General features: G+C 68.8%; 24 protein-coding genes and 1 pseudogene. 13 read left to right on the top strand and 12 right to left on the bottom strand.

Going from position 1 to position 20,725, the window contains the following annotated elements:
- The first annotated feature begins 4 nt into the window (after positions 1 to 4).
- The 3 genes from GA0115254_RS18870 (at position 5) to GA0115254_RS18860 (ending at position 4,810) form a co-directional block, all read left to right on the top strand.
- Positions 5 to 1,897, top strand: coding sequence for an outer membrane protein assembly factor BamB family protein (locus GA0115254_RS18870; protein ID WP_093896485.1), 1,893 nt, complete (start codon positions 5 to 7; stop codon positions 1,895 to 1,897).
- Between the two features lie 64 nt (positions 1,898 to 1,961).
- Positions 1,962 to 3,899, top strand: a complete 1,938-nt coding sequence (locus tag GA0115254_RS18865) for an outer membrane protein assembly factor BamB family protein (RefSeq protein WP_093896479.1) — start codon at positions 1,962 to 1,964, stop codon at positions 3,897 to 3,899.
- Between the two features lie 215 nt (positions 3,900 to 4,114).
- Positions 4,115 to 4,810, top strand: a complete 696-nt coding sequence (locus GA0115254_RS18860; protein ID WP_093896484.1) for a helix-turn-helix transcriptional regulator — start codon at positions 4,115 to 4,117, stop codon at positions 4,808 to 4,810.
- A 30-nt stretch (positions 4,811 to 4,840) separates the two neighbouring features.
- On the opposite strand, the gene GA0115254_RS18855 is transcribed toward GA0115254_RS18860, so the two are convergent.
- A complete protein-coding gene (locus GA0115254_RS18855) occupies positions 4,841 to 5,128 on the bottom strand; it encodes a hypothetical protein (protein WP_093896478.1) in 288 nt (95 codons plus the stop codon).
- A 15-nt stretch (positions 5,129 to 5,143) separates the two neighbouring features.
- On the bottom strand, positions 5,144 to 6,814 hold the full coding sequence (locus tag GA0115254_RS18850) for a sodium:solute symporter family protein (RefSeq protein ID WP_093896477.1): 1,671 nt from the start codon (positions 6,812 to 6,814) through the stop codon (positions 5,144 to 5,146).
- A 224-nt stretch (positions 6,815 to 7,038) separates the two neighbouring features.
- Here GA0115254_RS18850 and galT point away from each other — a divergent pair, with 224 nt between their 5' ends.
- From galT to galK, 3 genes are read left to right on the top strand one after another with little or no spacing between them, the layout of a single operon-like run.
- The gene (gene galT, locus GA0115254_RS18845) at positions 7,039 to 8,082 is read left to right on the top strand and encodes a galactose-1-phosphate uridylyltransferase (protein ID WP_093896476.1); all 1,044 of its coding nucleotides are present in this window, start codon (positions 7,039 to 7,041) and stop codon (positions 8,080 to 8,082) included.
- A complete protein-coding gene (galE, locus tag GA0115254_RS18840) occupies positions 8,079 to 9,059 on the top strand; it encodes a UDP-glucose 4-epimerase GalE (RefSeq protein ID WP_093896475.1) in 981 nt (326 codons plus the stop codon). Before galT ends, galE begins: the two co-directional genes overlap by 4 nt.
- Positions 9,056 to 10,222 carry a galactokinase gene (gene galK / locus GA0115254_RS18835; protein ID WP_093896474.1) on the top strand — a complete coding sequence of 389 codons (1,167 nt, stop codon included), beginning with the start codon at positions 9,056 to 9,058 and terminating at the stop codon, positions 10,220 to 10,222. Before galE ends, galK begins: the two co-directional genes overlap by 4 nt.
- Here the strand turns inward: galK and GA0115254_RS18830 are convergent.
- Entirely contained in the window at positions 10,215 to 10,658 is a 444-nt protein-coding gene (locus GA0115254_RS18830) for a GNAT family N-acetyltransferase (RefSeq protein ID WP_093896473.1), read from the bottom strand. The genes galK and GA0115254_RS18830 overlap by 8 nt on opposite strands.
- Positions 10,659 to 10,934: 276 nt before the next feature.
- Between GA0115254_RS18830 and GA0115254_RS18825 the strand changes: the two are divergent.
- Positions 10,935 to 11,724: pseudogene (locus GA0115254_RS18825) on the top strand (LuxR C-terminal-related transcriptional regulator).
- On the opposite strand, the gene GA0115254_RS18820 reads toward GA0115254_RS18825, so the two are convergent.
- A complete protein-coding gene (locus GA0115254_RS18820; protein WP_093896472.1) occupies positions 11,686 to 12,180 on the bottom strand; it encodes a MarR family winged helix-turn-helix transcriptional regulator in 495 nt (164 codons plus the stop codon). The pseudogene GA0115254_RS18825 and the gene GA0115254_RS18820 overlap by 39 nt on opposite strands.
- An 87-nt stretch (positions 12,181 to 12,267) precedes the next feature.
- Between GA0115254_RS18820 and GA0115254_RS18815 the strand changes: the two genes are divergently transcribed.
- The 3 genes from GA0115254_RS18815 (at position 12,268) to GA0115254_RS18805 (ending at position 14,141) form a co-directional block, all read left to right on the top strand.
- Complete coding sequence (locus GA0115254_RS18815; protein ID WP_093896471.1) at positions 12,268 to 13,068, top strand: trans-aconitate 2-methyltransferase; 801 nt, start codon at positions 12,268 to 12,270, stop codon at positions 13,066 to 13,068.
- The gene (locus tag GA0115254_RS18810; RefSeq protein ID WP_176740184.1) at positions 13,065 to 13,499 is read left to right on the top strand and encodes a VOC family protein; all 435 of its coding nucleotides are present in this window, start codon (positions 13,065 to 13,067) and stop codon (positions 13,497 to 13,499) included. The genes GA0115254_RS18815 and GA0115254_RS18810 overlap by 4 nt, the downstream gene beginning before the upstream one ends.
- Positions 13,500 to 13,805: 306 nt before the next feature.
- Entirely contained in the window at positions 13,806 to 14,141 is a 336-nt protein-coding gene (locus tag GA0115254_RS18805) for a hypothetical protein (protein WP_093896470.1), read from the top strand.
- A 14-nt stretch (positions 14,142 to 14,155) separates the two neighbouring features.
- On the opposite strand, the gene GA0115254_RS18800 is transcribed toward GA0115254_RS18805, so the two are convergent.
- The 6 genes from GA0115254_RS18800 to GA0115254_RS43885 form a co-directional block, all read right to left on the bottom strand.
- Positions 14,156 to 14,959 (bottom strand): hypothetical protein, encoded by an 804-nt coding sequence (locus GA0115254_RS18800; protein WP_256102662.1) that lies wholly within the window; start codon positions 14,957 to 14,959, stop codon positions 14,156 to 14,158.
- A gap of 257 nt (positions 14,960 to 15,216) precedes the next feature.
- Complete coding sequence (locus tag GA0115254_RS18795) at positions 15,217 to 15,780, bottom strand: Uma2 family endonuclease (RefSeq protein ID WP_093896468.1); 564 nt, start codon at positions 15,778 to 15,780, stop codon at positions 15,217 to 15,219.
- Positions 15,777 to 16,331, bottom strand: a complete 555-nt coding sequence (locus GA0115254_RS18790) for an ATP-binding protein (protein WP_093896467.1) — start codon at positions 16,329 to 16,331, stop codon at positions 15,777 to 15,779. Before GA0115254_RS18790 ends, GA0115254_RS18795 begins: the two co-directional genes overlap by 4 nt.
- A complete protein-coding gene (locus GA0115254_RS18785) occupies positions 16,318 to 16,605 on the bottom strand; it encodes a hypothetical protein (protein WP_093896466.1) in 288 nt (95 codons plus the stop codon). Before GA0115254_RS18785 ends, GA0115254_RS18790 begins: the two co-directional genes overlap by 14 nt.
- Positions 16,602 to 16,889, bottom strand: coding sequence for a hypothetical protein (locus GA0115254_RS18780; RefSeq protein WP_093896465.1), 288 nt, complete (start codon positions 16,887 to 16,889; stop codon positions 16,602 to 16,604). The genes GA0115254_RS18785 and GA0115254_RS18780 overlap by 4 nt, the downstream gene beginning before the upstream one ends.
- Before the next feature lie 4 nt (positions 16,890 to 16,893).
- Positions 16,894 to 17,142, bottom strand: coding sequence for a hypothetical protein (locus GA0115254_RS43885; protein ID WP_141720858.1), 249 nt, complete (start codon positions 17,140 to 17,142; stop codon positions 16,894 to 16,896).
- Between the two features lie 258 nt (positions 17,143 to 17,400).
- On the opposite strand from GA0115254_RS43885, the gene GA0115254_RS18770 reads away from it, so the two are divergent.
- Genes GA0115254_RS18770 through GA0115254_RS18760 form a run of 3 tightly spaced genes read left to right on the top strand, consistent with a single transcriptional unit; the run spans position 17,401 to position 18,697 of the window.
- Positions 17,401 to 18,279 (top strand): helix-turn-helix domain-containing protein, encoded by an 879-nt coding sequence (locus GA0115254_RS18770; protein WP_093896463.1) that lies wholly within the window; start codon positions 17,401 to 17,403, stop codon positions 18,277 to 18,279.
- Entirely contained in the window at positions 18,276 to 18,488 is a 213-nt protein-coding gene (locus GA0115254_RS18765; RefSeq protein WP_093896462.1) for a DUF397 domain-containing protein, read from the top strand. The genes GA0115254_RS18770 and GA0115254_RS18765 overlap by 4 nt, the downstream gene beginning before the upstream one ends.
- Positions 18,485 to 18,697 (top strand): DUF397 domain-containing protein, encoded by a 213-nt coding sequence (locus GA0115254_RS18760; protein ID WP_093896461.1) that lies wholly within the window; start codon positions 18,485 to 18,487, stop codon positions 18,695 to 18,697. Before GA0115254_RS18765 ends, GA0115254_RS18760 begins: the two co-directional genes overlap by 4 nt.
- 109 nt (positions 18,698 to 18,806) lie before the next feature.
- On the opposite strand, the gene GA0115254_RS18755 is transcribed toward GA0115254_RS18760, so the two are convergent.
- Both GA0115254_RS18755 and GA0115254_RS18750 read right to left on the bottom strand, forming a co-directional pair.
- Positions 18,807 to 19,493, bottom strand: a complete 687-nt coding sequence (locus GA0115254_RS18755) for a TetR/AcrR family transcriptional regulator (protein WP_093896460.1) — start codon at positions 19,491 to 19,493, stop codon at positions 18,807 to 18,809.
- Entirely contained in the window at positions 19,490 to 20,491 is a 1,002-nt protein-coding gene (locus GA0115254_RS18750; RefSeq protein ID WP_093896459.1) for an acyl-CoA desaturase, read from the bottom strand. The genes GA0115254_RS18755 and GA0115254_RS18750 overlap by 4 nt, the downstream gene beginning before the upstream one ends.
- Between the last annotated feature and the right edge of the window lie 234 nt (positions 20,492 to 20,725).

Here is a 20,725-nt window from a genome sequence, read left to right as displayed (position 1 = left end):
GCTGATGACCCAGCCGCCCAGCCAGCAACCGCCGCAGGGAGGCTTCGGCGCACCGCAGGAGCCGCCGCAGGGGAGTCCTCAGCCGCCCCAGGGTCCGCCGTCGAGTGGTCCGCCGCAGACCCCGCCGCCCGCGCAGCCGCCCCAGGCGCCGCCCGCTCCACAGTCCCCGCCGCCCACGCAGCCCGGCTACGGCTACCCGCAGACGCCCGGTCAGGCGCCGGGCCAGGCCCCCGGTTACGGCTACCCCCAGCAGCCCGGCCCGTACAACCAGCAGCAGCCGGGCCCGTATGCCCAGCAGCCGGGCCCGTACGGCCAGCAGCCCGGCCCGTACGGCCAGCAGCCCGGCCCGTACGGTCAGCAGCCGGGCCCGTACGGCCAGCAGCCCGGTCCGTACGGTCAGCCGGCGCAGCCCGGTTACGGCTACCCGCAACAGCAGTACCCCGGCGCACCGGTCCCCGGCGGCCCCGGCGGTCAGGGTGGCGGCAACTCCTCCAAGCGCAAGCCCGCGTTGATAATCGGCGCCGCAGCCGTCGCGCTCCTGGTGATCGGCGGCGGCGTCTTCATCGCCACGAGCGGGAGCGACGACGACAAGAAGCCTGTCGCGCAGAAGAGCGGCGACGCAAAGCCGAGCGGCTCGCCCTCCGTGAACGAGGCCGACGACGACCTCAACGCCGGTCGCAAGGAGGGCGAGGCGAAGGTTCTCTGGCTGCAGAAGAACGACGTCGACCTGCCGCGCAACGGCTCGGACGTGTACGGCCCCTGGGTCGTGGGCGACACTGTCGTCAAGGGCATGTACCGCACGGTCTCCGGCTACTCCGTGGCCGACGGCAAGCAGAAGTGGACGCTGAAGCTGCCCGCCGACCTGTGCGCGGCACCCTCGCAGCCCACCGCAGACGGCAAGATCGTCATCGGGGTCGAGAACGGCACCACCGACAAGGCGGACTGCGCGGACCTCCAGATGATCGACCTCGACACCGGCAAGGCCGGCTGGAAGAAGTCGATCAAGAAGAACGGCATCTGGGACATGATGGCGGACGTTTCACTGGCCATCAGCGGCGACACCGTGGCGGTCGGGCGCACCGGCAACTCCAACGCCTTCCGGGTCAGTGACGGCAAGGAACTGTTCGGCAACCAGCCGGGCATGTGCCAGCCGTTCGCCTTCGCCGGCGGGCCCAAGCTCATCGCCGCCTCCAGCTGCCGCACCGATGACGTCAACAATCCCCAGCACCAGATCCAGGAAGTCGACCCGGTCACCGGGAAGCCCAGGTGGACGTACCGGCCCAAGCGCGGATGGGAGATCGACCGGGTTTTCTCCGTGAGCCCGCTGGTGGTCTCCCTGAAGAAGGACAAGGAATGGAGCGTCCTCTCCCTCAAGGAGAACGGCTCGTTCCGTTCCGGACTCGTCAGTGACAAGGGCGACAAGTTCGCGCCGGACTGCGGCAATGCCTTCGCCATCTTCGGCAAGTCCCTGGAAGGCTGCACCGGTGTCGCCGCCGACGCCAACACGTTCTACATGTCGACCACGCCGGACTCCAGCAGCATCACCGATACGAACAAGGTCGTGGCGTTCAATCTGAACACCGGTCATTCCAAGTGGAAGGCCGCGGCTCCGGCCGGGCGCGTGGTGAAACCACTGCGCATGGAGGGCGGCAATGTGCTGCTCTATGTGAAGGCCGGGTACAGCAAGGCCGGCGGGATCGCCACTCTCGCACCGACCGGTGGCACGCCGCAGATGGTGCTGCGGCACCCGGTGTCCACGGCCGAGATCGAGAGCGACTTCTACAACTCGAAGATCGTCTACGCGGGCGGTCGTTCCTTCATCGCGAGCGGACGGGTCAGCGCGAGCAACGACAAGGAAGAGCTGGAGACGGAGACCATGATGGCCTTCGGCAACTGATGGCTCACGAAGGCTTTCGACGGCCCCGACCCACCAACTCCCTTCCCCCAGAGGTACGTACGCCATGACGCAGCCCCCCCAGCCGCCCAACGAGCCGCCCCAGGGCGGATTCGGTGCCCCGCAGGACCCCCCGCCGGGCGGGTTCGGCGCACCGACCCCGCCGCCCGCCGAACCGTTCGGCAAACAGCCGGCCACCCCGCCGGGCGGGTTCGGTGCCCCGCAGACCCCGCAGACCCCGCCGCCCGCGGGCCCGCCGCAGCAGCCGGGCCCGGGTTACGGCTACCCGCAGGACCAGCAGCCGGGCCCGGGTTACGGCTACCCGCAGGGCCAGCCGCCGCAGCCGGGCTACGGTTACCCGCAGGGCCAGCCCCCGCAGCCCGGTTACGGTTACCCGCAGGCGCCCGTGCCCGGCCAGCCACAGCAGGGTTACGGATTCCCGCAGGGCCTGCCGCCCGGCCAGCCGCCGCAGCAGGGGTACGGCTACCAGACCACCCCGATGCAGCAGCAGCCGTACCCGCCGCAGCAGAACGGGAACGGGAGCAAGAAGTTCACCACCCAGATGCAGATCATCGTTGCCGCGTCGGTCGCCGTCGTGCTGATAGTCGGCGCGGGCATCTGGTTCTCCTCCAGCGGCGGTGACGACGGCAAGAAGGACAAGGCGTCCCAGTCCAGCGGCGGCACCACCGAGGGCAAGGACGGCGGCCAGGGCGGCGCTGTCGGTGGCGGCGGCAAGGAGAAGGCACCGGCGGACCCCAAGTCCAAGGTCGCCTTCCAGCTGCCTGAGCCGAAGGTCAATGACGTCACCAAGATCGACGGTTCCTGGCTGACCGACAAGGCGTACGTGAAGACCGGCTTGAACGAGATCGTCGGCTACGACTTGGCCAAGGGCACCAAGCTGTGGTCCATCCCGCTGGCGGGCCAGGTCTGCGCCGCCTCCCGGCACATGTCCAAGGACTACAGGACGGCCATCGCCTTCGAGGAGGCCAAGCCGACCAAGGCCAAGAAGTACCAGCCGTGCAACCAGGTCGGTGCGATCGACCTGAACACCGGCAAGCTGATGTGGAGCAAGTCGGTGACCGCCGCCACCAGCGGTGACCAGCCGCTCAGGTACGACGGGATCACGCTCAGCGGCACCACGGTTGCCGCGGCCGGCACCGAGGGCGGCGCGGCGTTCGACCTCAACACCGGCGCCGAGCGCTGGAAGCCCAAGGTCTCCGCCGACGGCTGCTACGACGCGGGCTACGCCGGTGGCGAGGCGCTCGCCGTCCTCCGCAAGTGCGGTACGTATGACGACCCGCAACTCGTCATACAGGCGCTGAACCCGACCACCGGCGCCCCGCTCTCCTCCTACAAGATGCCGCCCGGTGTCGACTACGCGAGCATCGTCTCCACCAAGCCGCTGGTCGTCGCGGCCGACGTCGGTGACACCGCCGGTGACGGCAGCGGCATCTCGGACTTCTTCTCGATCGACGCCTCCACCGGCAAGCTGCTCACCAGGATCGCGGCGGACGGCGAGAAGTACGCCGCGCGCTGCGCCTCCACCAAGGTCGAGAGCTGCCAGAAGCTGGCCGTCGGAAACAACCGCATCTACGTGCCGACCGAGGACCACGAGGGCGGCGGAGAGTACGGCGACACCAACGAGATCGTCTCCTTCGACCTCACCACGGGCAAGCCGACCAGTGACCGGGCCGACGCGGGCGACCGCTACACGATGTTCCCGCTCCGCATGGACGGCGGCAACATCATCGCGTACAAGACGCCCCCGTACGACAAGGGCGGCCAGATCGTCTCCATCGACGGCGCCACCTTCAAGCAGACCGTGCTGATGGAGAACCCGAGCGAGGAGTCCGTCCGTGACGCGGAGAGCAGCTTCTCCGGGGACTACTCCGAAATGCTCTACTCCGCGGGCCGGCTGTACATCTCCCAGACGATGATCAGCAAGACGACCGGAAGCTCGCTGGACGGCAAGGAGTACCTCGCCGTCTCCTTCGGCACCAGCTGATCCGTACGCAGTACCTGTGACCCGGCCCTGCCGGTCGATCATTCGACCGGCAGGGCCGATCGTTTTCCGCCTGCCGAGCAGCCTTGAATGGCACATAATCCGACACTCCGGGGGTCTTCTGCCGGGTAAGGGGTCCGGAACGTCGAACAAGCGTGTAGCTTGCCGGGTCAGGGCGGGCCGGGGGGCCTGGTGCCGGTGCTATGGGGGTGGGCTCGATGGGCGTGCGGCTCATGGTGGTCGATGATCACCGACTGCTCGCCGAGGCGCTCGCCTCGGCGTTGAAACTGCGGGGCCACCGGGTGCTCGCCGCGGCCGCGCCGACTTCGGGGGCGGCGGAGCTGGTGGTCAGCAGGGCTCCGGAGGTCTGCCTGTTCGGCACCGCGGTACCTGCCGAACCCGGCGCCTTCGACCCGATCGTACGAATTCGGCGCGAGCGCCCTCAGGTGGCCGTGGTGGTGCTCGGGCCCGTGCCCAGCCCGCGCGGGATCGCGGCGGCTTTCGCGGCAGGCGCCGCGGGATATGTCCGGCACGACGAACGCATGGAGGGTGTCGAACGGGCGATGGTCAAGGCGCGAGCCGGAGAGGCCGCGGTGGCGCCGCAACTGCTCCAGGGCGCCTTCGCCGAGCTGCTCAATCCGGTCGCGGCGCCGGACGACGAGGGGCAGCGGCTATTGCAGATGCTCACCCCGCGCGAGGTCGAGGTCCTGATCCGGGTCGCCGAGGGCGAGGACACCCGGCTGATCGCGGCCGGGATGCGGATCGCGTCGAGCACCGCGCGTACCCATGTGCAGCGGGTGCTGATGAAGCTGGGCGTCGGCTCCCGGCTGGAGGCCGCGGCGCTCGCGGCCCGCACGGGGCTGCTGGACCGGGCGGCGCCGCTGGACAAGCAGGGGCCCGACGGCATCGGGTGACGCCGCCGGGCCCCTGCTGAATGCGCTGCGTCAGCCGTCCGCAGGGTCCGGGCCGTCGGCCGGCACCTCGGCCGGGCGCAGCTTCAGCCAGATGAGGAAGAACAGCCCGAGGACCAGCATGGCCAGGCCGGTCCACAGATTGATGTGGACGCCCTGGGCCTTCTTCAGGTCCGCGTCGGACGGGTTGATCCCGGCGATGGTGACGATCACGCCGTAGACCACGAAGAGGCCGCCGATGATCCGCCGGATGTCGAAGAGACGGGCCGCGGTCGCGGACTTCTGCTCCAGTTCGGAGACTTCCTTGTGCAGGTCGGACATGGTGAGTTCCTCCGATCAGAACGAGTAGGGGACGTAGCACAGGGCGGCGAGGACGATCGCGCCCCAGCCCAGCAGGGCAGGCTTGCGGTACCAGGCGCTGTCGCCCTCGGCCGGTGCCTCCTCGGCGTCCGGGGACTCGGTTCCGTAGACCAGACCGGCCAGTTCGGCCTCGGGCTTCGGGGCCGTGAAGAGCGTGACGGCGACCATGACCACCGCACCGGCGACAAAACCGACGATCGCGGAGACGAAGTTGGCGCCCTGGTCGGTGGGGATGTCGATGATCCCCTGCTTGTAGATCACGAAGTAGTTGACCATCGCGGCGGTGGTGCCCGCGACCAGACCCCAGACACCGGACTTCATCGAGGCCCGCTTCCAGAACATGCCGATGATGAAGACCACGAACATCGGGACGTTGAAGAAGGAGAACAGCGTCTGGAGGTAGCTCATGATGTTGGAGAAGCTGGCGGCGATGAAGGCCGTGCCGATGGAGGCCAGCACCCCGATCGCCGTGATCAGCCGGCCGAAGCGCAGGTAGTACGCGTCCGGCTGGTCCTTCTTCACGTACCGCGCCCAGATGTCGGTCGTGAACACCGTGTTGAACGACGACACGTTCGCCGCCATGCCGGCCATGAACGCGGCCAGCAGACCGGTCACCGCGATGCCGAGCACACCGTTGGGCAGCAGTTCCTGCATCAGCAGCGGGATCGCGTCGTTGTAGGTGAGGTCGGAGCCGGGGGTGCCGATCTTCGGTACGACAACGGCGGCCACCAGGCCCGGGATCATCACGAGGAAGACGATGAAGATCTTCGGGAACGCGGCGATCAGGGGGGTGCGCTGGGCGGCGGAGAGGTTCTTCGCGGACAGGGCGCGCTGCACCTCGGCGAAGTTCGTCGTCCAGTAGCCGAAGGAGAGGACGAAGCCGAGGCCGAGGATGATCGTCAGCCAGTTGGCGCCGAGCGGGTTGGCGTCACCGATGCCGGTGCCGCCCCAGGCGGAGAGGAAGTCGGAGCCGTGGCTCTTCTCCAGCGAACCGGTCAGACCGTCCCAGCCGCCGACGCGCTTGAGACCCAGCAGGGTCAGCGGGATCAGCGCGGCGAGGATGACGAAGAACTGCAGCACCTCGTTGTAGATCGCCGAGGAGAGACCACCGATGGTGATGTAGACCAGGACGAAGAGGCCCGCGACCACGATGGCGACCCACTGCGGCCAGCCGAGCAGCGCCTCGACGACGATCGACAGCGCGTAGAGGTTGACGCCCGCGATCAGGATGGCCGCGAAGGCGAAGAGCACGGAGCTCAGCAGGTGCGCCGACTTGTCGAAGCGCTGGAGCAGGAACTCCGGTACGGACCGGACCTTCGACCGGTAGTAGAACGGCATCATCACCAGGCCCAGGAAGACCATGGCCGGGATGGCGCCGATCCAGTACCAGTGCACGACCGCGACACCGTACTGCGCGCCGGTCGCCGCCATGCCGAGGATCTCGGTGGCACCGAGGTTGGCCGCGACGAAGGCGAGCCCGGTCACCCAGGCGGGGAGTGACCGCCCGGAGAGAAAGAAGTCGAGGCTCGTCCGCACGCTCGCCCGTGCGGCAAAACCTATGCCGAGGACGACGACGAAGTAGATCGCCAGGATCGTGTAGTCGAGCCCGTTCGTGGGGAGCCGAAGCCCTTCGGCCAGGTAGTGCATGTGGGGGTACTCGCTTCGTTGCGCGAACTGAACTCGAAGGAAACTACGCTCTTGTGTTCAAAAACTGAACACGTTTTCTGGGGTTCTTTGTTTGATTGTGATCGTTCGGCCGATAAATCCGGGCAGCGAGCGTGAGAGATCCCGCTCACACAGGCCTCGTCGGTGTCATTGACGCACCTGTTGAGTTGTGGTTCATTGTGTTTGGTTATGTTTGGAGGAACCTGGTGAAGAAGACGGTTACGACGCTCGCCGACGGCCGGGAGCTGCTCTACTACGACAGTCGTGACGATGTCGTGCGCGGCGCCGTCGACCGGCGGCCCCTCGACGCCGTCTCGACCTCGTCCGAGATCCGCCGTGACCCGTTCCTCGGCGACAGCGTCGCCATCGCCTCGCACCGCCAGGGCCGCATCTACCATCCGCCGGCCGACGAGTGCCCGCTCTGCCCCTCGAGGGACGGCCGGCTGAGCGAGATCCCCGAGGCGGACTACGACGTCGCCGTCTTCGAGAACCGCTTCCCCTCGCTCGCCGGTGACTCCGGCCGCTGCGAGGTCGTCTGCTTCACCTCCGACCACGACGCGTCGTTCGCGGACCTCACCGAGGACCAGGCCGCCCTGGTCCTGGAGGCATGGACCGACCGCACCGCCGAACTCGCCGAGCTTCCGCAGGTCAAGCAGGTGTTCTGCTTCGAGAACCGGGGCGCCGAGATCGGCGTCACGCTCGGCCATCCGCACGGGCAGATCTACGGCTACCCCTTCGTCACCCCGCGTACCGAGCTGATGCTCCGCTCGACGGAGGCCCACCGCGCCGAGACCGGCCGCAACCTCTTCGACGACGTCGTGGCCCGCGAGGAGAAGAACGGCTCGCGGATCGTCATCAGCGGCGAGCACTGGGTCGCCTTCGTGCCGTACGCGGCGCACTGGCCGTACGAGATCCACCTCCACCCCCGCCGCCGCGTCCCCGATCTGAGGGAACTCGACGAGGCCGCGCGCACAGAGTTCCCACAGATCTATCTGGAACTCTTGAGACGATTCGACCGGATCTTCGGCCCCGGCGAGCCGCCGACCCCGTACATCTCGGCCTGGCATCAGGCACCGTTCGGTGTCCCGGGACGGCAGGACTTCGGGCTCCATCTGGAGCTTTTCACCATCCGACGCACCTCCGGCAAGCTGAAGTTCCTCGCGGGTTCCGAATCCGGCATGAGCGTGTTCATCAACGATGTGCCGCCGGAGGCCGCGGCCCAGCGACTGCGAGAGGTAGCGAGCGAGTGAGCAAGCCCCAGAAGAAGTACCTGGTCACCGGTGGCGCGGGATATGTCGGCAGCGTGGTTGCCGCGCATCTTCTGGAGGCCGGTCACGCGGTCACCGTCCTCGACGACCTCTCGACCGGGTTCCGGGAGGGCGTCCCGGCCGGGGCCGAGTTCATCGAGGGCCGCATCCAGGACGCGGCGAAGTGGCTGGACCCCTCCTACGACGGGGTGCTGCACTTCGCCGCGTACTCGCAGGTCGGCGAGTCCGTCGTGGACCCGGAGAAGTACTGGGTGAACAACGTCGGCGGCTCCGTGGCGCTGCTCGCCGCGATGCGGGACGCCGGGGTGCGGACCCTGGTCTTCTCCTCCACCGCCGCGACCTATGGCGAACCGGTCACCACCCCCATCACGGAGTCCGACGCGACCGCGCCCACCAACCCCTACGGTGCCACCAAGCTCGCCGTCGACCACATGATCACCGGTGAGGCGGCCGCGCACGGACTGGCCGCCGTCTCGCTGCGCTACTTCAACGTGGCCGGGGCATACGGAAGTTGCGGGGAACGGCACAGCCCCGAGTCGCACCTCATCCCGCTGGTCCTCCAGGTCGCCCTCGGACAGCGCGAGTCGATCTCCGTGTACGGCGACGACTACCCGACCCCCGACGGCACCTGCGTCCGCGACTACATCCATGTCGCCGATCTCGCCGAGGCCCACCTGCTGGCCCTGGACGCGGCAACCGCGGGCGAGCACCTGATCTGCAACCTCGGCAACGGCAACGGCTTCTCGGTGCGCGAGGTCATCGAGACCGTCCGCGAGGTCACCGGCCACCCGGTCCCCGAGACCGCGGCCCCGCGTCGCGCCGGTGACCCCGCCGTGCTGGTCGCCTCCGCCACCACCGCCAGGGAGCGGCTCGGCTGGACGCCGTCGCGGGCGGACCTGACCGGAATCGTCTCCGACGCCTGGACGTTCGCCCGCCGAGAGGAGCCCACCACCCCATGACCGAGAACAGTGAGCTGACCGCCGCCTTCACCGAGCTGTACGGAAGTGCCCCCGAAGGGGTCTGGGCGGCACCCGGCCGAGTGAATCTGATCGGCGAGTACACCGACTTCAACGACGGCTTCGTGATGCCGCTCGCGCTGCCGCACACCGCGCGGGCCGCCGTCGCCCGCCGCGCCGACGGCGAGCTGCGGCTCCACTCGGCCGATGTACCGGGCGGTGTCGTCCGGCTCCGGGTCGACGAGCTGGCCCCGCACCAGGGGCACGGCTGGGCGGCGTACCCGGCCGGAGTCGTCTGGGCGCTGCGGGAGGCCGGTCACCCGGTCACCGGGGCGGACATACAGCTGGCCTCCACCGTTCCCACCGGCGCCGGGCTCTCCTCCTCCGCGGCCCTCGAAGTCGTCACCGCGCTGGCTCTGAACGACCTCTTCGAACTCGGGCTCTCCGCCTCGGAGCTGGCGGTCATCGGCCAGCGCGCCGAGAACGCGTTCGTCGGCGTGCCGTGCGGGGTCATGGACCAGATGGCATCCGCCTGCTGCACCGAGGGCCACGCGCTGTACCTCGACACCCGCGACCTCACCCAGCGCCAGGTCCCCTTCGACCTGGCCGCCCACGGGCTGCGGCTGCTGGTCGTGGACACCCGGGTCAAGCACGAACTCGGCGACGGCGCGTACGCCGAGCGGCGGGCCGGCTGCGAGGCGGGGGCCGCCGCGCTCGGCCTGCGAACGCTGCGCGAGCTGCCGTACGAGGGTCTCGGCGCGGCTCTGGACACCCTGGCCGAGGCAGGGGTCGACGAGTCCGTGGTGCGTTACGTACGCCATGTGGTCAGCGACAACGAGCGGGTGGAACAGGTCATCGCGCTGCTCGACGCGGGCGATGTGCGGGGCGCGGGCCCGGTCCTCGACGCGGGGCACGTCTCGCTCCGCGACGATCTGCGGGTCTCCTGCCCGGAGTTGGACCTGGTGGTGTCGGCGGCGGGCGAGGCCGGGGCGCTCGGTGCCCGGATGACCGGCGGTGGCTTCGGCGGCTCGGCGATCGTGCTGGTGGACGAGGCGCAGGCGGACACGGTCGCCAAGTCCGTGCTGGAGGCCTTCGCTTCGGCGGGGTACGCGGCGCCGCGGATCTTCCCCGCCGTTCCTTCGACGGGGGCCCGACGCCTCAGCTGAGGTTCTTGGTCAGGATGAATTCGGTGACTCCGGGCGGGTAGTTCTCGACCCGCCCGCACACCTCGTAGCCCCGCTTCCGGTAGAAGTCCGGAGCCTGGAAACCCCAGGTCTCCAGCCGGGAGCGGGTGCAGGCCCGGTCGGCCCCGGCCACTCGTTCCGCCTCGGCGAGCAGCCGTGAGCCGAGGCCGCAGCCGCGGTGGCGGGCGTCGACCCAGAGCTGGTCCACATGAAGCCAGTACGCCCAGGTGCGGCCGGTCAGGCCACCGGCGACGGCGCCCAGCTCGTCCAGCAGCCACACTTCCAGGGGGAGTTCCTGCCCGGCGGGGTCGGTGCGCAGCACGCGGAGCTCAGGGGAGCCGGCTGTGTTGTCGTCGCGCAGTCGCCGGCTGAGCAGGGTGCGCCGCCCTCTGTCCACTTCTGTCTCAAGACGGAACATGTAACACAGCCTACGGAGCAGAGCCTGTCAGTTCTGCGAATTGCCTTCCGCCCCGGCGCCCCGGCCGTACCCTGATGCACAGCACCGGTGGGGGCCGGTGCTGATTCAGGGGTACGAGACAGTCGGGTACGGCGCCCGGGGCGGGTTGCAGTCGAAACACGGCGGCGGCCGTGGGACTGCGGTCCATCTCCCCGATCCGGGCGGCCGTACCCGCGCCGTTGCGACCCTTCGGCGGGCCGGGGGTGGCCCAGCAGCAGAGGCAGCTTGGGGGTGCCTGTGGTTCGTATCCGGGTTCTCGTGGTGGACGACCATCGCATTTTTCGCCGAGTCGCTCGCAGCGGCGCTCGCGGCCGAGCCGGACGTCGACGTGGCGGCGGCGGGCAGTGGCCCCGCCGCGCTGCGATGTCTGGAACGGGCGGCCGCGGAGGGGCGGGGCTATGACGTGATGCTGGTCGATGCCGAACTGGGCATCCTGGCCGCGGCGGGAGGACGCCGGGCTCCGGTCCCGGTCCCCCGCAGCGGGGAGGACGGCCCGGTGGACGGCATCTCGCTGGTCGCCGGTGTCCGTTCGGGCCGGCCTTCCGTGCATACGGTGGTGCTCGCCGAGAAGGACGACCCGCTCCGGGCCGCGCTGGCGCTGCAGGCCGGGGCCTCGGGGTGGGTCGCCAAGGACTGCTCGCTGCAACGGCTGCTCGCGGTCATCCGGGGGGTGCTGCGGGACGAGACACATCTGCCCCCGGCCCTGCTCACGGGCGTGCTGCGGGAGCTGACGGCAGCGCGCAAGCACCGCACCGAGAGCGAGGAACTGGTCGAGTCACTGACCCCGCGCGAGCGCGAGGTGCTGCGCTGCATGGTGGCGGGGCTGGGCCGCAAGGCGGTGGCGGAGCGGCTCTACCTCTCCCCGCACACGGTGCGTACGCACATGCAGAACGTGCTGGGGAAGCTCGGCGTGCACTCCACGCTGGCCGCGGTCGCGCTGGCGCGGCGGGCGGGTGTCGGACCGGTCGATCTGGAACCGGCCCGGGTCCTAGGGGATGTTGTCGAACGGAGCGGTCAACTGGCGTAGCAAACCTGCCAGTTCACCGCGCTGCTGGGTGGAGAGCTCGCTCAGGATGGCGCGCTCCTGGGCGAGCAGCCCGGCCAGCGACTGGTCGGCCTTGTCGCGCCCCTCGGCGGTGAGCCGGACCAGCACGCCGCGGCGGTCGCTGGGGTCGGGGAGCCGCTCGACGAGGTTCTTCTTGGTCAGCCGGTCGATGCGGTTGGTCATCGTGCCCGAGGTGACCAGGGTCTGGGTGAGGAGCTGGCCGGGGGACAGCTGATAAGGATCACCCGCGCGGCGCAGTGATGTCAGTACGTCGAACTCCCACGGCTCCAGATTGTGCTCGGAGAAGGCGATCCGGCGGGCCCGGTCCAGATGGCGGGCCAGGCGGGAGACGCGGCTGAGCACCTCGAGTGGTTCCACGTCGAGGTCGGGGCGCTCTCGGCGCCATGCAGCGACCAGTCGGTCGACCTCGTCCTCCATGTGGATCAGTGTAGAGGGTCTGTCGACATGAAGTCTCTTGAATTCAAGTGTCTTGACATCAAGATACCTTCGCGTGATTCTTGTTCCATGACCGCACCCACCTGGGATCCGCAGCAGTACCTGCGCCACGCGGACCACCGCACCCGCCCCTTCCACGACCTCCTGGCCCGGATCGCCGAGCCTCCGGCCGCCCCCGCGCCCCGTGTCGCCGACCTCGGCTGCGGAGCGGGAAACGTCACGACCCTCCTCGCCGACCGCTGGCCGAAGGCCCGGATCACCGGCTACGACAACTCCCCGCAGATGCTGGAACAGGCCCGGGCACACGCCGGCCCCCTCCTGGACTTCGCCGAGGCCGACGCCACGACCTGGACCCCCGAGGAACCGTACGACCTGATCGTCTCCAACGCCCTGCTCCAGTGGGTCCCGGACCACGCCGCCCGCTTCCCGGTCTGGCTGGACGCGATCACCCCCGGCGGCACGTTCGCCTTCCAGGTCCCCGGCAACTTCGACCAGCCCAGCCACGTCCTGATGCGGGAACTCGCCGGGTCCCCGCGCTGGCGCGACCGTCTGGCCGGCGAGCTGCGCCACGCCGACGCGGTGCTCAGCCCGGCCGCCTACCTCGACGCGCTGACGGCCCCCGGCATCACGGCTGACGTCTGGGAGACCACGTATCTGCATCTGCTGCCCGGCGAGGACCCGGTACTCGACTGGGTGAAGGGCACCGGCCTGCGCCCCGTCCTGACGGCCCTCGCCGACGACCCCGAGGCCCGCGAAGCGTTCCTCGCCGAATACCGCGACCAGCTCCGCACCGCCTACCCCAAGGGCCCGCACGGCACGGTGTTCCCGTTCCGCCGCATCTTCGCCGTGGCCCGCAAGGAGACGCGATGATCGCCGCTGTCGACCACGTCCAGCTGGCCGCCCCCGAAGGCTCGGAGGATGCGCTGCGCACGTACTACGCGGACACCCTCGGCATGACGGAAATCGCCAAACCCCCCGCCCTCGCGGCCCGCGGCGGCTGCTGGTTCCAGGCCGGTCCGGTCCAGCTCCATCTGGGTATCGAGCCCGGCTTCCGCCCGGCGAGGAAGGCACACCCGGGCCTGCGCGTCACGGACATCGAGGCGTTCGCGGCGCGACTGGAGAAGCACGGCGCCGAGGTGCGCTGGGACGACGAACTGCCGGGGCACCGGCGCTTCTTCAGTCACGATCCGGTGGGGAACCGGCTGGAGTTCCTGGAGCCGGTTGCCTGGCGAGCGACAGGGCTCAGTCGTACCGGAGTGTCCGGCGGCAGGCCCGAGGGCTGCGATGCCGCCCGTACATAGCGGCGGGCCGCGCTCGCGTACGAGGATTCCGCGGGGTAGGGAGAACCGGGCCGGTGCTTGTGGAGCGATGGCGTGCGCGTGCGCTCGCGGACGATCAACAATCAGCTGTGCGGGGGCGGGTGCAGTACTGCGGTGTGGCCAGCCCCTTTGGCCTTGGCCCCGTAGCCATGAGGCCTGGAAAGATCAACAGGTCTGGGACGGGCGGGCGAAGTGTGAAGGGGTAAACAAGTGCAGACAGAAGAAAGATCTGCTGTTCCTGGCGCCCGGCGGATATGGGGGCGAATAGGGCGATGCGTCCTGACGTACGTGCTCCTGCACACCGCGGCGTGGGTGATTATCGCGCTTTTGGTTCCGTGGGAAGACTCCATCGTGCAGATCGTTGGGATCAGCCTTGGCATGCTCGCCCTCGTCGGCCTTCCGACGATCCTTCTTGCGATCCTGGCGGGCTTGGGGCACAGAAAAATGGTGCCGGGCCGGTTTCGGGGGGCACTGGTGGCGCCGATGCTGGTGTTCATCTGGCCGTGTCTGGCCGCCAGCACGGCCGAACCTCTGGTGTTCGAACTCATGGTCCAGCTTGCGTTCGCCTGCTATCTGATGCCGGTACCGCTCGTGCCTGAGAAATGGGTGGGACGGGTCCAGTAGGGCGTTCTGCGAGGTCAGACGTGGCAGCGTACGTTGACGAGCAGCGTGTCTGCGGGCAGTGCAAGGAGATAGGACTGGACACCCCGGTGCCCCTCGCCGACGTCTGGCTCGTGGACGCACTCGGCGCGACTGTGACACGCGCCGTGCAAGGGTGCTTCGTCCAGTTCGTACCACCATCCACCTGGAGTCAGCACGTTGCGCGAAGGCAAGAGGCTGAACTCGTATGTCGCGACGTACTCCTCGCGGCTGCGTTGGCCGATACCGACCGCGTTCCAGCCGAAGGAGAAGTGGTCCGCGATATCTGGCCGGGCCATTGTCGGCGCGACCTCGGCCCAGGCGCGGACGGCCGGCTGGGCACGGTAGTCGGCGGCCTCCTGTGATGTTTCGTACGAGGCCCTGGTTCCTGCGGCGGCGAGGTGACGGTAGAAGAACACTGACTCGTCGTCCGCAGCCGGGTGGCAGGAGGCTACCTCCCGCCAGCGATCCCAGACTCGGCCCGCGTGCTCGGCGGCCTTCGCTCGGAGGGCGTCACGGAAGTCGATCAGCCCTCTCGGCCCACCCGCGCACATCCCGGGCAGACTGGGCTCCAGTGTGCCGTCCCAGCGGGGGCGATCAGTGATCAACCGTGCGTCGTCCTCGTAGTCGGCCAGCACCGGCAGGCCCACGGTGCCGCCGCAGATCCGAAAGCAGTCCCACGCATCCCGCTCCACGGCGCCCACACCGTCTCGTGCGAAGGGCGTCATCGCCTCCGCGACCGCCTCGTCCACTTTGCCCGCGGCCGAACTGGGCAGGCACACGATGATCGACATTCCAGCCATCCCGGGATCGTAGGCAGGGAGATCACCACACGCCATCCCATCGGCCGGCAACGGACCGACGAAAGCCGCAATTCACCGCAGCAGCGTGACCAGGACCTGCCAGTCGATTATGTGACTGTTCCGTAGACGGTTCGTTGAGCGGCCATGGGGCGGGGCCGAGCCGGTCCGCACATAGGAAGCGTTCTCAATGCAGAGGGGGTCGCGGATGATGAGTCGTTCCAGTTTGGTCGCCGGACGCAGCGGGCTGCGCCCTGGACTCAGAGCTGATCGAGCGCGTCCCGCGTGATGTCGATGTCGATCGGGAACGGGACACCCGTCTTGAGGCGGTCGTGGTGGATTCCGGTCAGGGCGTACGTCTTGGACACCGGGTCCAGCTCGTAGACCCGCACCACCGCGTGCCGGTCGGTGCCAGCCATTTCGACCAGCCAGAAGTTCGGGATACCGGCGGCGGCGTACTTCTGCGGCTTGGTATCGCGGTCGCGGGCCTCGGAGTCAGGGGAGACGACCTCGACGGCGAGAAGGACGTCGGCGGCCCGGTAGAGAGTCTCGCCCGGGCCCAGCTCGATCTCGGCGCGAATGATCGAGATATCGGGTTCTGGGCCGTTGTGCCGGTCGAGGACCACGGTCATGTCACGGCGGACTTTCAGTTTCGGGGGCGTCGCGCGCCGTATGCCGGTCACCAGGAGATCGACCATCGTGCTGTGGAAGATCTGCTGCGGACTGGCGAACACCAGACTCCCGTCGAGTAGCTCGGTGTGCGGCGGAAGCTCGGGCAAGGTGAACAGATCGTCCACCGTGTATCCGCCCTGCTCGGTAGTCATGTGCTCTCCCACGGATGGGATTCTGAACCTGTTACCTCGTGGTGTCGGCCGGAATCGAGCGGCGTCATCAGATGGTGTGACGCCGGTCCGGTGTCGACCTCGGCCCAGACGAGGAGACCGCCGCATGCGTGCCGCTGGCCCCATCCGGTAGCCAGCGCGTCGACGATCAGCAGCCCACGTCCGTCCTCCTGGTCCGGCGGGGGCGCGTCCGCCGCGGTCGCACTGCCCTGCCCTTCGTCGATCACTCCGACGGCGGCCGTCCGGGCGGTACGGGACAGCACAACGGTGATCGAACGGCTTGCGCTGTGCTCCAGGGCGTTGGCGGCGAGCTCCCCAGTGATCAGTTCCAGGGCGTCCACCGCATCCGGCGGCAGTCCCCAGGACCGGGCCGTCGTTCTCACGTAGCGGCGGGCCGCGCTTGCGGACGCGAGGGTTGTGCCGGGTAAGGAGACCAGGCCCAGCGCCTGTGGAACGGTGGCGCAGTGTGCGAGGGTGCTGTGGACGATCTCGATGAGCGGCGGCGTGACCGCACCTCTTTCAGCGCTCCACATCGGCGTCCGCCGGGGCGAGGCGGTCGCCGCGGCTCTCGGCGATGAGCAGGGCGTTGTGCAGTGCGTCGGCCAACTGGGCTGTCAGGAGCCTGAGTTCCGAGGCTTCCGGTGCGGCGCCGGAGAGCACGACTCGTACGTGGTCGAGGAGCTTGCCTGCGAGGCCGAGCTGTACGTACTCGATCTGGTCGGCGAGTCGGGACAACGGGCCGGTGCCGTCAGTGGAGAGGTGGCAGGGTTTCCCGTCGGCCCCGGTCCAGGGCAGCAACCGGATCACCGGGCCACCTCCATCCCGTGGATGCGGCGCGGGCCGACATCGATGCCGTACGTCGCGAGCCAGAGCGCTCGGCGGCGGCTGCGCTGCTCGGGGGTGAGCAGGTAGGGCCGTACCAGGGTGGTGGCCCGGCCGTCGATGGGGGCGTCGGTGGCGTACGGCCCGGGGCGGGGGCCTGAGGAGGCGGCCTGCGGGGGTGTGGGGGAGGGGCACAGGGCACGGTGCCGGCCGCGTGGGGCGAAAAGGCTTCGCAGCCGGGCGGTGGTGCGGGTGGCGAGGCTGGTCATGACGTCAACTCCCTTTCCTGGGGCAGGTGGACGGGGCGGTCGCCGCGCAGACCTTTACGGCCCAGCCAAGGCGTCCGCCATCGGGGCCGTGGGTGTACGTGTGGCCGCCGGGCCGGAGGGCTTCGGTGCCGCCGCAGCGGGCGCAGGCGAGTCCGGCGAGGCGGAGGCGGGTCTCGGGGGTGAGGGAGGCCAGGTCGTGGACCTGGGCGCGTACGTCTTCGGAGCCGGTTGGAGCCGGACTCTTCGCAGGCATGACTCCCATCCCTTCTTTCTGGGCCGGCGCGAGAAAGCGCTCTTCCGAGATCGCTAAATGCGATCAAGGGCACACATGGAGTGCTTGTTGAGTACCGTGCCATTGAATTTCAACCAGTGATAGCTCTATGGGTGGGATTCCTCCGGAGGGGTGAACGTCGGTGGACCGAGATGAAGCACTGACTGCCGCGTACGCTCGGCGTGTTGATTGCATCGCTGGACAAGCTGGCGGCAGGGACAGCTGCGTTGGAGGAGCACCGTGACCGTACGAGGCTCGGCAGGGCCGGCCGGGCGCATGCAGATCGCCCGTGGGCTGAGGGCGCTTCGCATGCGAGCCGGCCTCACTCAGTCCGAGGTGGCCAAACGGGCCGGTGTCTCCGTCGGAACCGTGAACCGGTATGAGACCTGGCAGGACCGCGCCAAGCTCAGAGTGCCCACCGTGAGCGCGCTCGCGGAAACCTGCGGTGCTTCACCTCAAGAACGCGAGGCTTTGGTCGAACTTGTCCGCAACCAGCAGAACGGCTGGTGGATGGATCACCCCGGTTTGCCTGAAGTCATGGACCCGCTGATGTCCTTCGAAGACGTGGCCGAGTACGAGCACGTCTACGCCAACGCACTGGTTCCCGGGCTGCTCCAGACGCCTGACTACGCGCTTGCGCTCCACCGTGCGCAGGACGTCCGGGCGGAGGCGGGCGCGATCGCAGACAAGGTCGACGCACGAATCAAGCGTCAGGCGATCCTGGAGCGCTCGCCCGCCTTTCACTTGTGGGTTGTTCTCGACGACGCTGTTCTCCGCCGCCCTGTCGGGGGTCCTGACGTGATGTCCGCGCAAATTGACCACCTGAGCGCCATGGCCCAGCGTCCCAACGTGGACATCCAGGTGCTCAAGTTTGCCGCGGGCGCTCACGCCGCAGGGTCCGGCGGACACTTCCTGATCCTTGGACGGGACGAAGAGAAGAATCCGCTCAACAGCATGAACGTGGTCTACCTCGAACTACACAAGCGCGGCTTGTATCTCGACGCCCCCACCGAAGTGCAGAGCTACAAACTGATGTTTGACTACTTGCGATCCCAAGCGGCCGATACGTCGAACAGCGTCGAACTGCTGGCCGCAGCACGACAGGAGCTGATCCGATGAAAAACGCACCAACCGATGCTCGGTTCGCTGCTACGGACTGGACGAAGAGCAGCTACAGCGCAGCTGACAACGAGTGTGTGGAGGTCGCATTCGCCAGGTTGTGGGTCGCGGTCCGGGACTCGAAAGCAACGCAGGGGCCCGTGCTCCCTGTGACTGCGGAAGCGTTCACCGCGTTCGTGAACGGTGTGAAGGGCGAGGAGCTGACGTGAGAGCGCCAGCCGACTCGCGCGGATCGCGCTGGGCCACGAGCACTTACAGCTCGGGCGACAGGGACTGCGTCGAGGTGGCCTTCGTGGCAGGCAAGACCGGTGTCCGGGATTCGAAGGTCGCGCACAGCCCTGTGCCGACTACACCCGGCGACGCGTTTGCTGCGTTTCTTGGCGAAGCCAAGGGCAGTGGGCTGGGCCGGACTGTCTGACGCGACCGCCTCCGGAGCAACGCGGAGTGGGCCGCACCAGCTGGTGCGGCCCACTCCATCGGCGGCCCGATCCGGCCGACCGCTCGGGCCGGCCCTTGCGCGCCGCCCCTCAGCTCTTGCGGTGCCCCACCAGTCGCGGCTTCGACTCCAGGTTCTCCAGGCCGTGCCAGGCCAGGTTCACCAGATGGGCCGCGACCTCGGCCTTCTTCGGCTTGCGGGCGTTGACCCACCACTGCCCGGTCAGGGCGACCATGCCGACCAGTGCCTGGGCGTACAGCGGCGCCAGCTTCGGGTCGAAGCCGCGGGCCTTGAACTCCAGGCCCAGGATGTCTTCCACCTGGGTGGCGATGTCGCTGATGAGGGAGGCGAAGGTGCCCGTCGACTGGGCGACGGGGGAGTCACGGACCAGGATGCGGAAGCCGTCCGTGTACGTCTCGATGTAGTCGAGCAGGGCGAACGCGGCCTGCTCCAGGAGTTCGCGGGGGTGGCCCGCGGTCAGGGCGCCGGTGACCATGTCGAGCAGCTGGCGCATCTCGCGGTCGACCACGACGGCGTACAGGCCCTCCTTGCCGCCGAAGTGCTCGTAGACGACCGGCTTGGAGACGCCGGCCCGGGCCGCGATCTCCTCGACCGAGGTGCCCTCGAAGCCCTTGTCGGCGAAGAGGGTGCGGCCGATGTCCAGCAACTGCTCGCGGCGTTCCTTGCCGGTCATCCTCACCCGGCGGGTGCGCCGGACGGAAGGGGGACGGTTGTTCTCGCTGCTGGTGCTGGAGTCGGTCGCCACGTCGTCAATCATGCCGCGTCGGCGCGCGCGGGGTCGCGCCGGGAGTCGATACGGCGGGAGTCGACCCGGGCGGAGTCCGGCCAGCGCACGTCGTACGCCCAGCCCAGTTTCTCGAACCAGCGGATCAGCCGGGCGCTCGAATCGATCTGCCCCTTCATCACGCCGTGGCGCGCACTCGTCGGGTCCGCATGGTGCAGGTTGTGCCAGGACTCGCCGCAGGACAGGACCGCCAGCCACCACACGTTGCCGGACCGGTCACGGGACTTGAAGGGACGCCTGCCGACCGCGTGGCAGATCGAGTTGATCGACCAGGTGACGTGGTGCAGCAGGGCCACCCGTACAAGAGAACCCCAGAAGAAGGCGGTCGCCGCGCCCCACCACGACATCGTCACCAGACCGCCGACCAACGGAGGGAACACCAGCGACACGATCGTGAAAGTGAGGAAGTGGCGGGAGATCCCGCGGAGCGCCGGATCCTTGATCAGGTCGGGGGCGTACTTCTGCTGAGGTGTCTGCTCCTCGTCGAACATCCAACCGATGTGCGCCCACCACAGGCCCTTCATCAGGGCGGGGAGGCTCTCGCCGAAACGCCACGGCGAGTGCGGGTCGCCCTCCGCGTCCGAGAAGCGGTGGTGCCTGCGGTGATCGGCCACCCAGCGCACCAGCGGACCCTCCACGGCCAGCGAACCCGCGACGGCCAGGGCGATGCGGAGCGGGCGCTTCGCCTTGAAGGAGCCATGGGTGAAGTAGCGGTGGAAGCCGATCGTGATGCCGTGGCAGCCGATGAAGTACATCGCCACGAGCAGCCCCAGATCGAGCCCGCTCACGCCCCGGCCCCAGGCCAGCGGCACCGCGGCGACCAGCGCCACGAACGGCACCACGATGAACAGCAGAAGCGCGATCTGTTCGACCGACCGCTTGTTGTCCCCGCCGAGCGTGGCGGAGGGAAGGACCTGACCGTCGGCCGCCGATGGCTGGGTGTCGTCGATCACAGCGGGGCTGGTGTTCATGGGGAGTCCCCTGGGGATGAGGAATACGACGGATAGCTCTGGCTACGCATCCGTAACCTACGGCTACGTAAGTATGGCAGCGCGGAGGCCCGCTGCACGAGAGCGCGACGGGCCGCCCGTGAAGGGGAAACCCGATCGGGGCGACAGCGGTGCCGACGGCGTGGACACCTATCCTGGTGGGGTCGGACAGCGCGGTCCGCACTCTGCTTCCCGGGGTGTTGTCACCAGGCCCCG

The sequence above is a fragment of the Streptomyces sp. Ncost-T10-10d genome (genome assembly GCF_900091955.1).
Lineage (GTDB): Bacteria > Actinomycetota > Actinomycetes > Streptomycetales > Streptomycetaceae > Streptomyces.
Note: the sequence above shows the minus strand (reverse complement) of the source record. Positions and strands in the feature narration are given on the sequence as shown.

What these genes read in the sequence shown, in the direction of transcription:
- GA0115254_RS18800 (WP_256102662.1), bottom strand. Translation starts at nt 14,959, where the DNA reads ATGGCTGGAATGTCGATCATCGTGTGCCTGCCCAGTTCGGCCGCGGGC.
- GA0115254_RS18790 (WP_093896467.1), bottom strand. Translation starts at nt 16,331, where the DNA reads ATGTGGAGCGCTGAAAGAGGTGCGGTCACGCCGCCGCTCATCGAGATC.
- GA0115254_RS18860 (WP_093896484.1), top strand. Translation starts at nt 4,115, where the DNA reads ATGGGCGTGCGGCTCATGGTGGTCGATGATCACCGACTGCTCGCCGAG.
- GA0115254_RS18810 (WP_176740184.1), top strand. Translation starts at nt 13,065, where the DNA reads ATGATCGCCGCTGTCGACCACGTCCAGCTGGCCGCCCCCGAAGGCTCG.
- GA0115254_RS18755 (WP_093896460.1), bottom strand. Translation starts at nt 19,493, where the DNA reads ATGATTGACGACGTGGCGACCGACTCCAGCACCAGCAGCGAGAACAAC.
- GA0115254_RS18780 (WP_093896465.1), bottom strand. Translation starts at nt 16,889, where the DNA reads ATGACCAGCCTCGCCACCCGCACCACCGCCCGGCTGCGAAGCCTTTTC.
- GA0115254_RS18830 (WP_093896473.1), bottom strand. Translation starts at nt 10,658, where the DNA reads ATGTTCCGTCTTGAGACAGAAGTGGACAGAGGGCGGCGCACCCTGCTC.
- GA0115254_RS18750 (WP_093896459.1), bottom strand. Translation starts at nt 20,491, where the DNA reads ATGAACACCAGCCCCGCTGTGATCGACGACACCCAGCCATCGGCGGCC.
- GA0115254_RS18865 (WP_093896479.1), top strand. Translation starts at nt 1,962, where the DNA reads ATGACGCAGCCCCCCCAGCCGCCCAACGAGCCGCCCCAGGGCGGATTC.
- GA0115254_RS18795 (WP_093896468.1), bottom strand. Translation starts at nt 15,780, where the DNA reads ATGACTACCGAGCAGGGCGGATACACGGTGGACGATCTGTTCACCTTG.
- GA0115254_RS18820 (WP_093896472.1), bottom strand. Translation starts at nt 12,180, where the DNA reads ATGGAGGACGAGGTCGACCGACTGGTCGCTGCATGGCGCCGAGAGCGC.
- galK (WP_093896474.1), top strand. Translation starts at nt 9,056, where the DNA reads ATGACCGAGAACAGTGAGCTGACCGCCGCCTTCACCGAGCTGTACGGA.
- GA0115254_RS18765 (WP_093896462.1), top strand. Translation starts at nt 18,276, where the DNA reads ATGAAAAACGCACCAACCGATGCTCGGTTCGCTGCTACGGACTGGACG.
- GA0115254_RS18870 (WP_093896485.1), top strand. Translation starts at nt 5, where the DNA reads ATGACCCAGCCGCCCAGCCAGCAACCGCCGCAGGGAGGCTTCGGCGCA.
- GA0115254_RS18850 (WP_093896477.1), bottom strand. Translation starts at nt 6,814, where the DNA reads ATGCACTACCTGGCCGAAGGGCTTCGGCTCCCCACGAACGGGCTCGAC.
- GA0115254_RS18855 (WP_093896478.1), bottom strand. Translation starts at nt 5,128, where the DNA reads ATGTCCGACCTGCACAAGGAAGTCTCCGAACTGGAGCAGAAGTCCGCG.
- GA0115254_RS18815 (WP_093896471.1), top strand. Translation starts at nt 12,268, where the DNA reads ATGACCGCACCCACCTGGGATCCGCAGCAGTACCTGCGCCACGCGGAC.
- GA0115254_RS43885 (WP_141720858.1), bottom strand. Translation starts at nt 17,142, where the DNA reads ATGCCTGCGAAGAGTCCGGCTCCAACCGGCTCCGAAGACGTACGCGCC.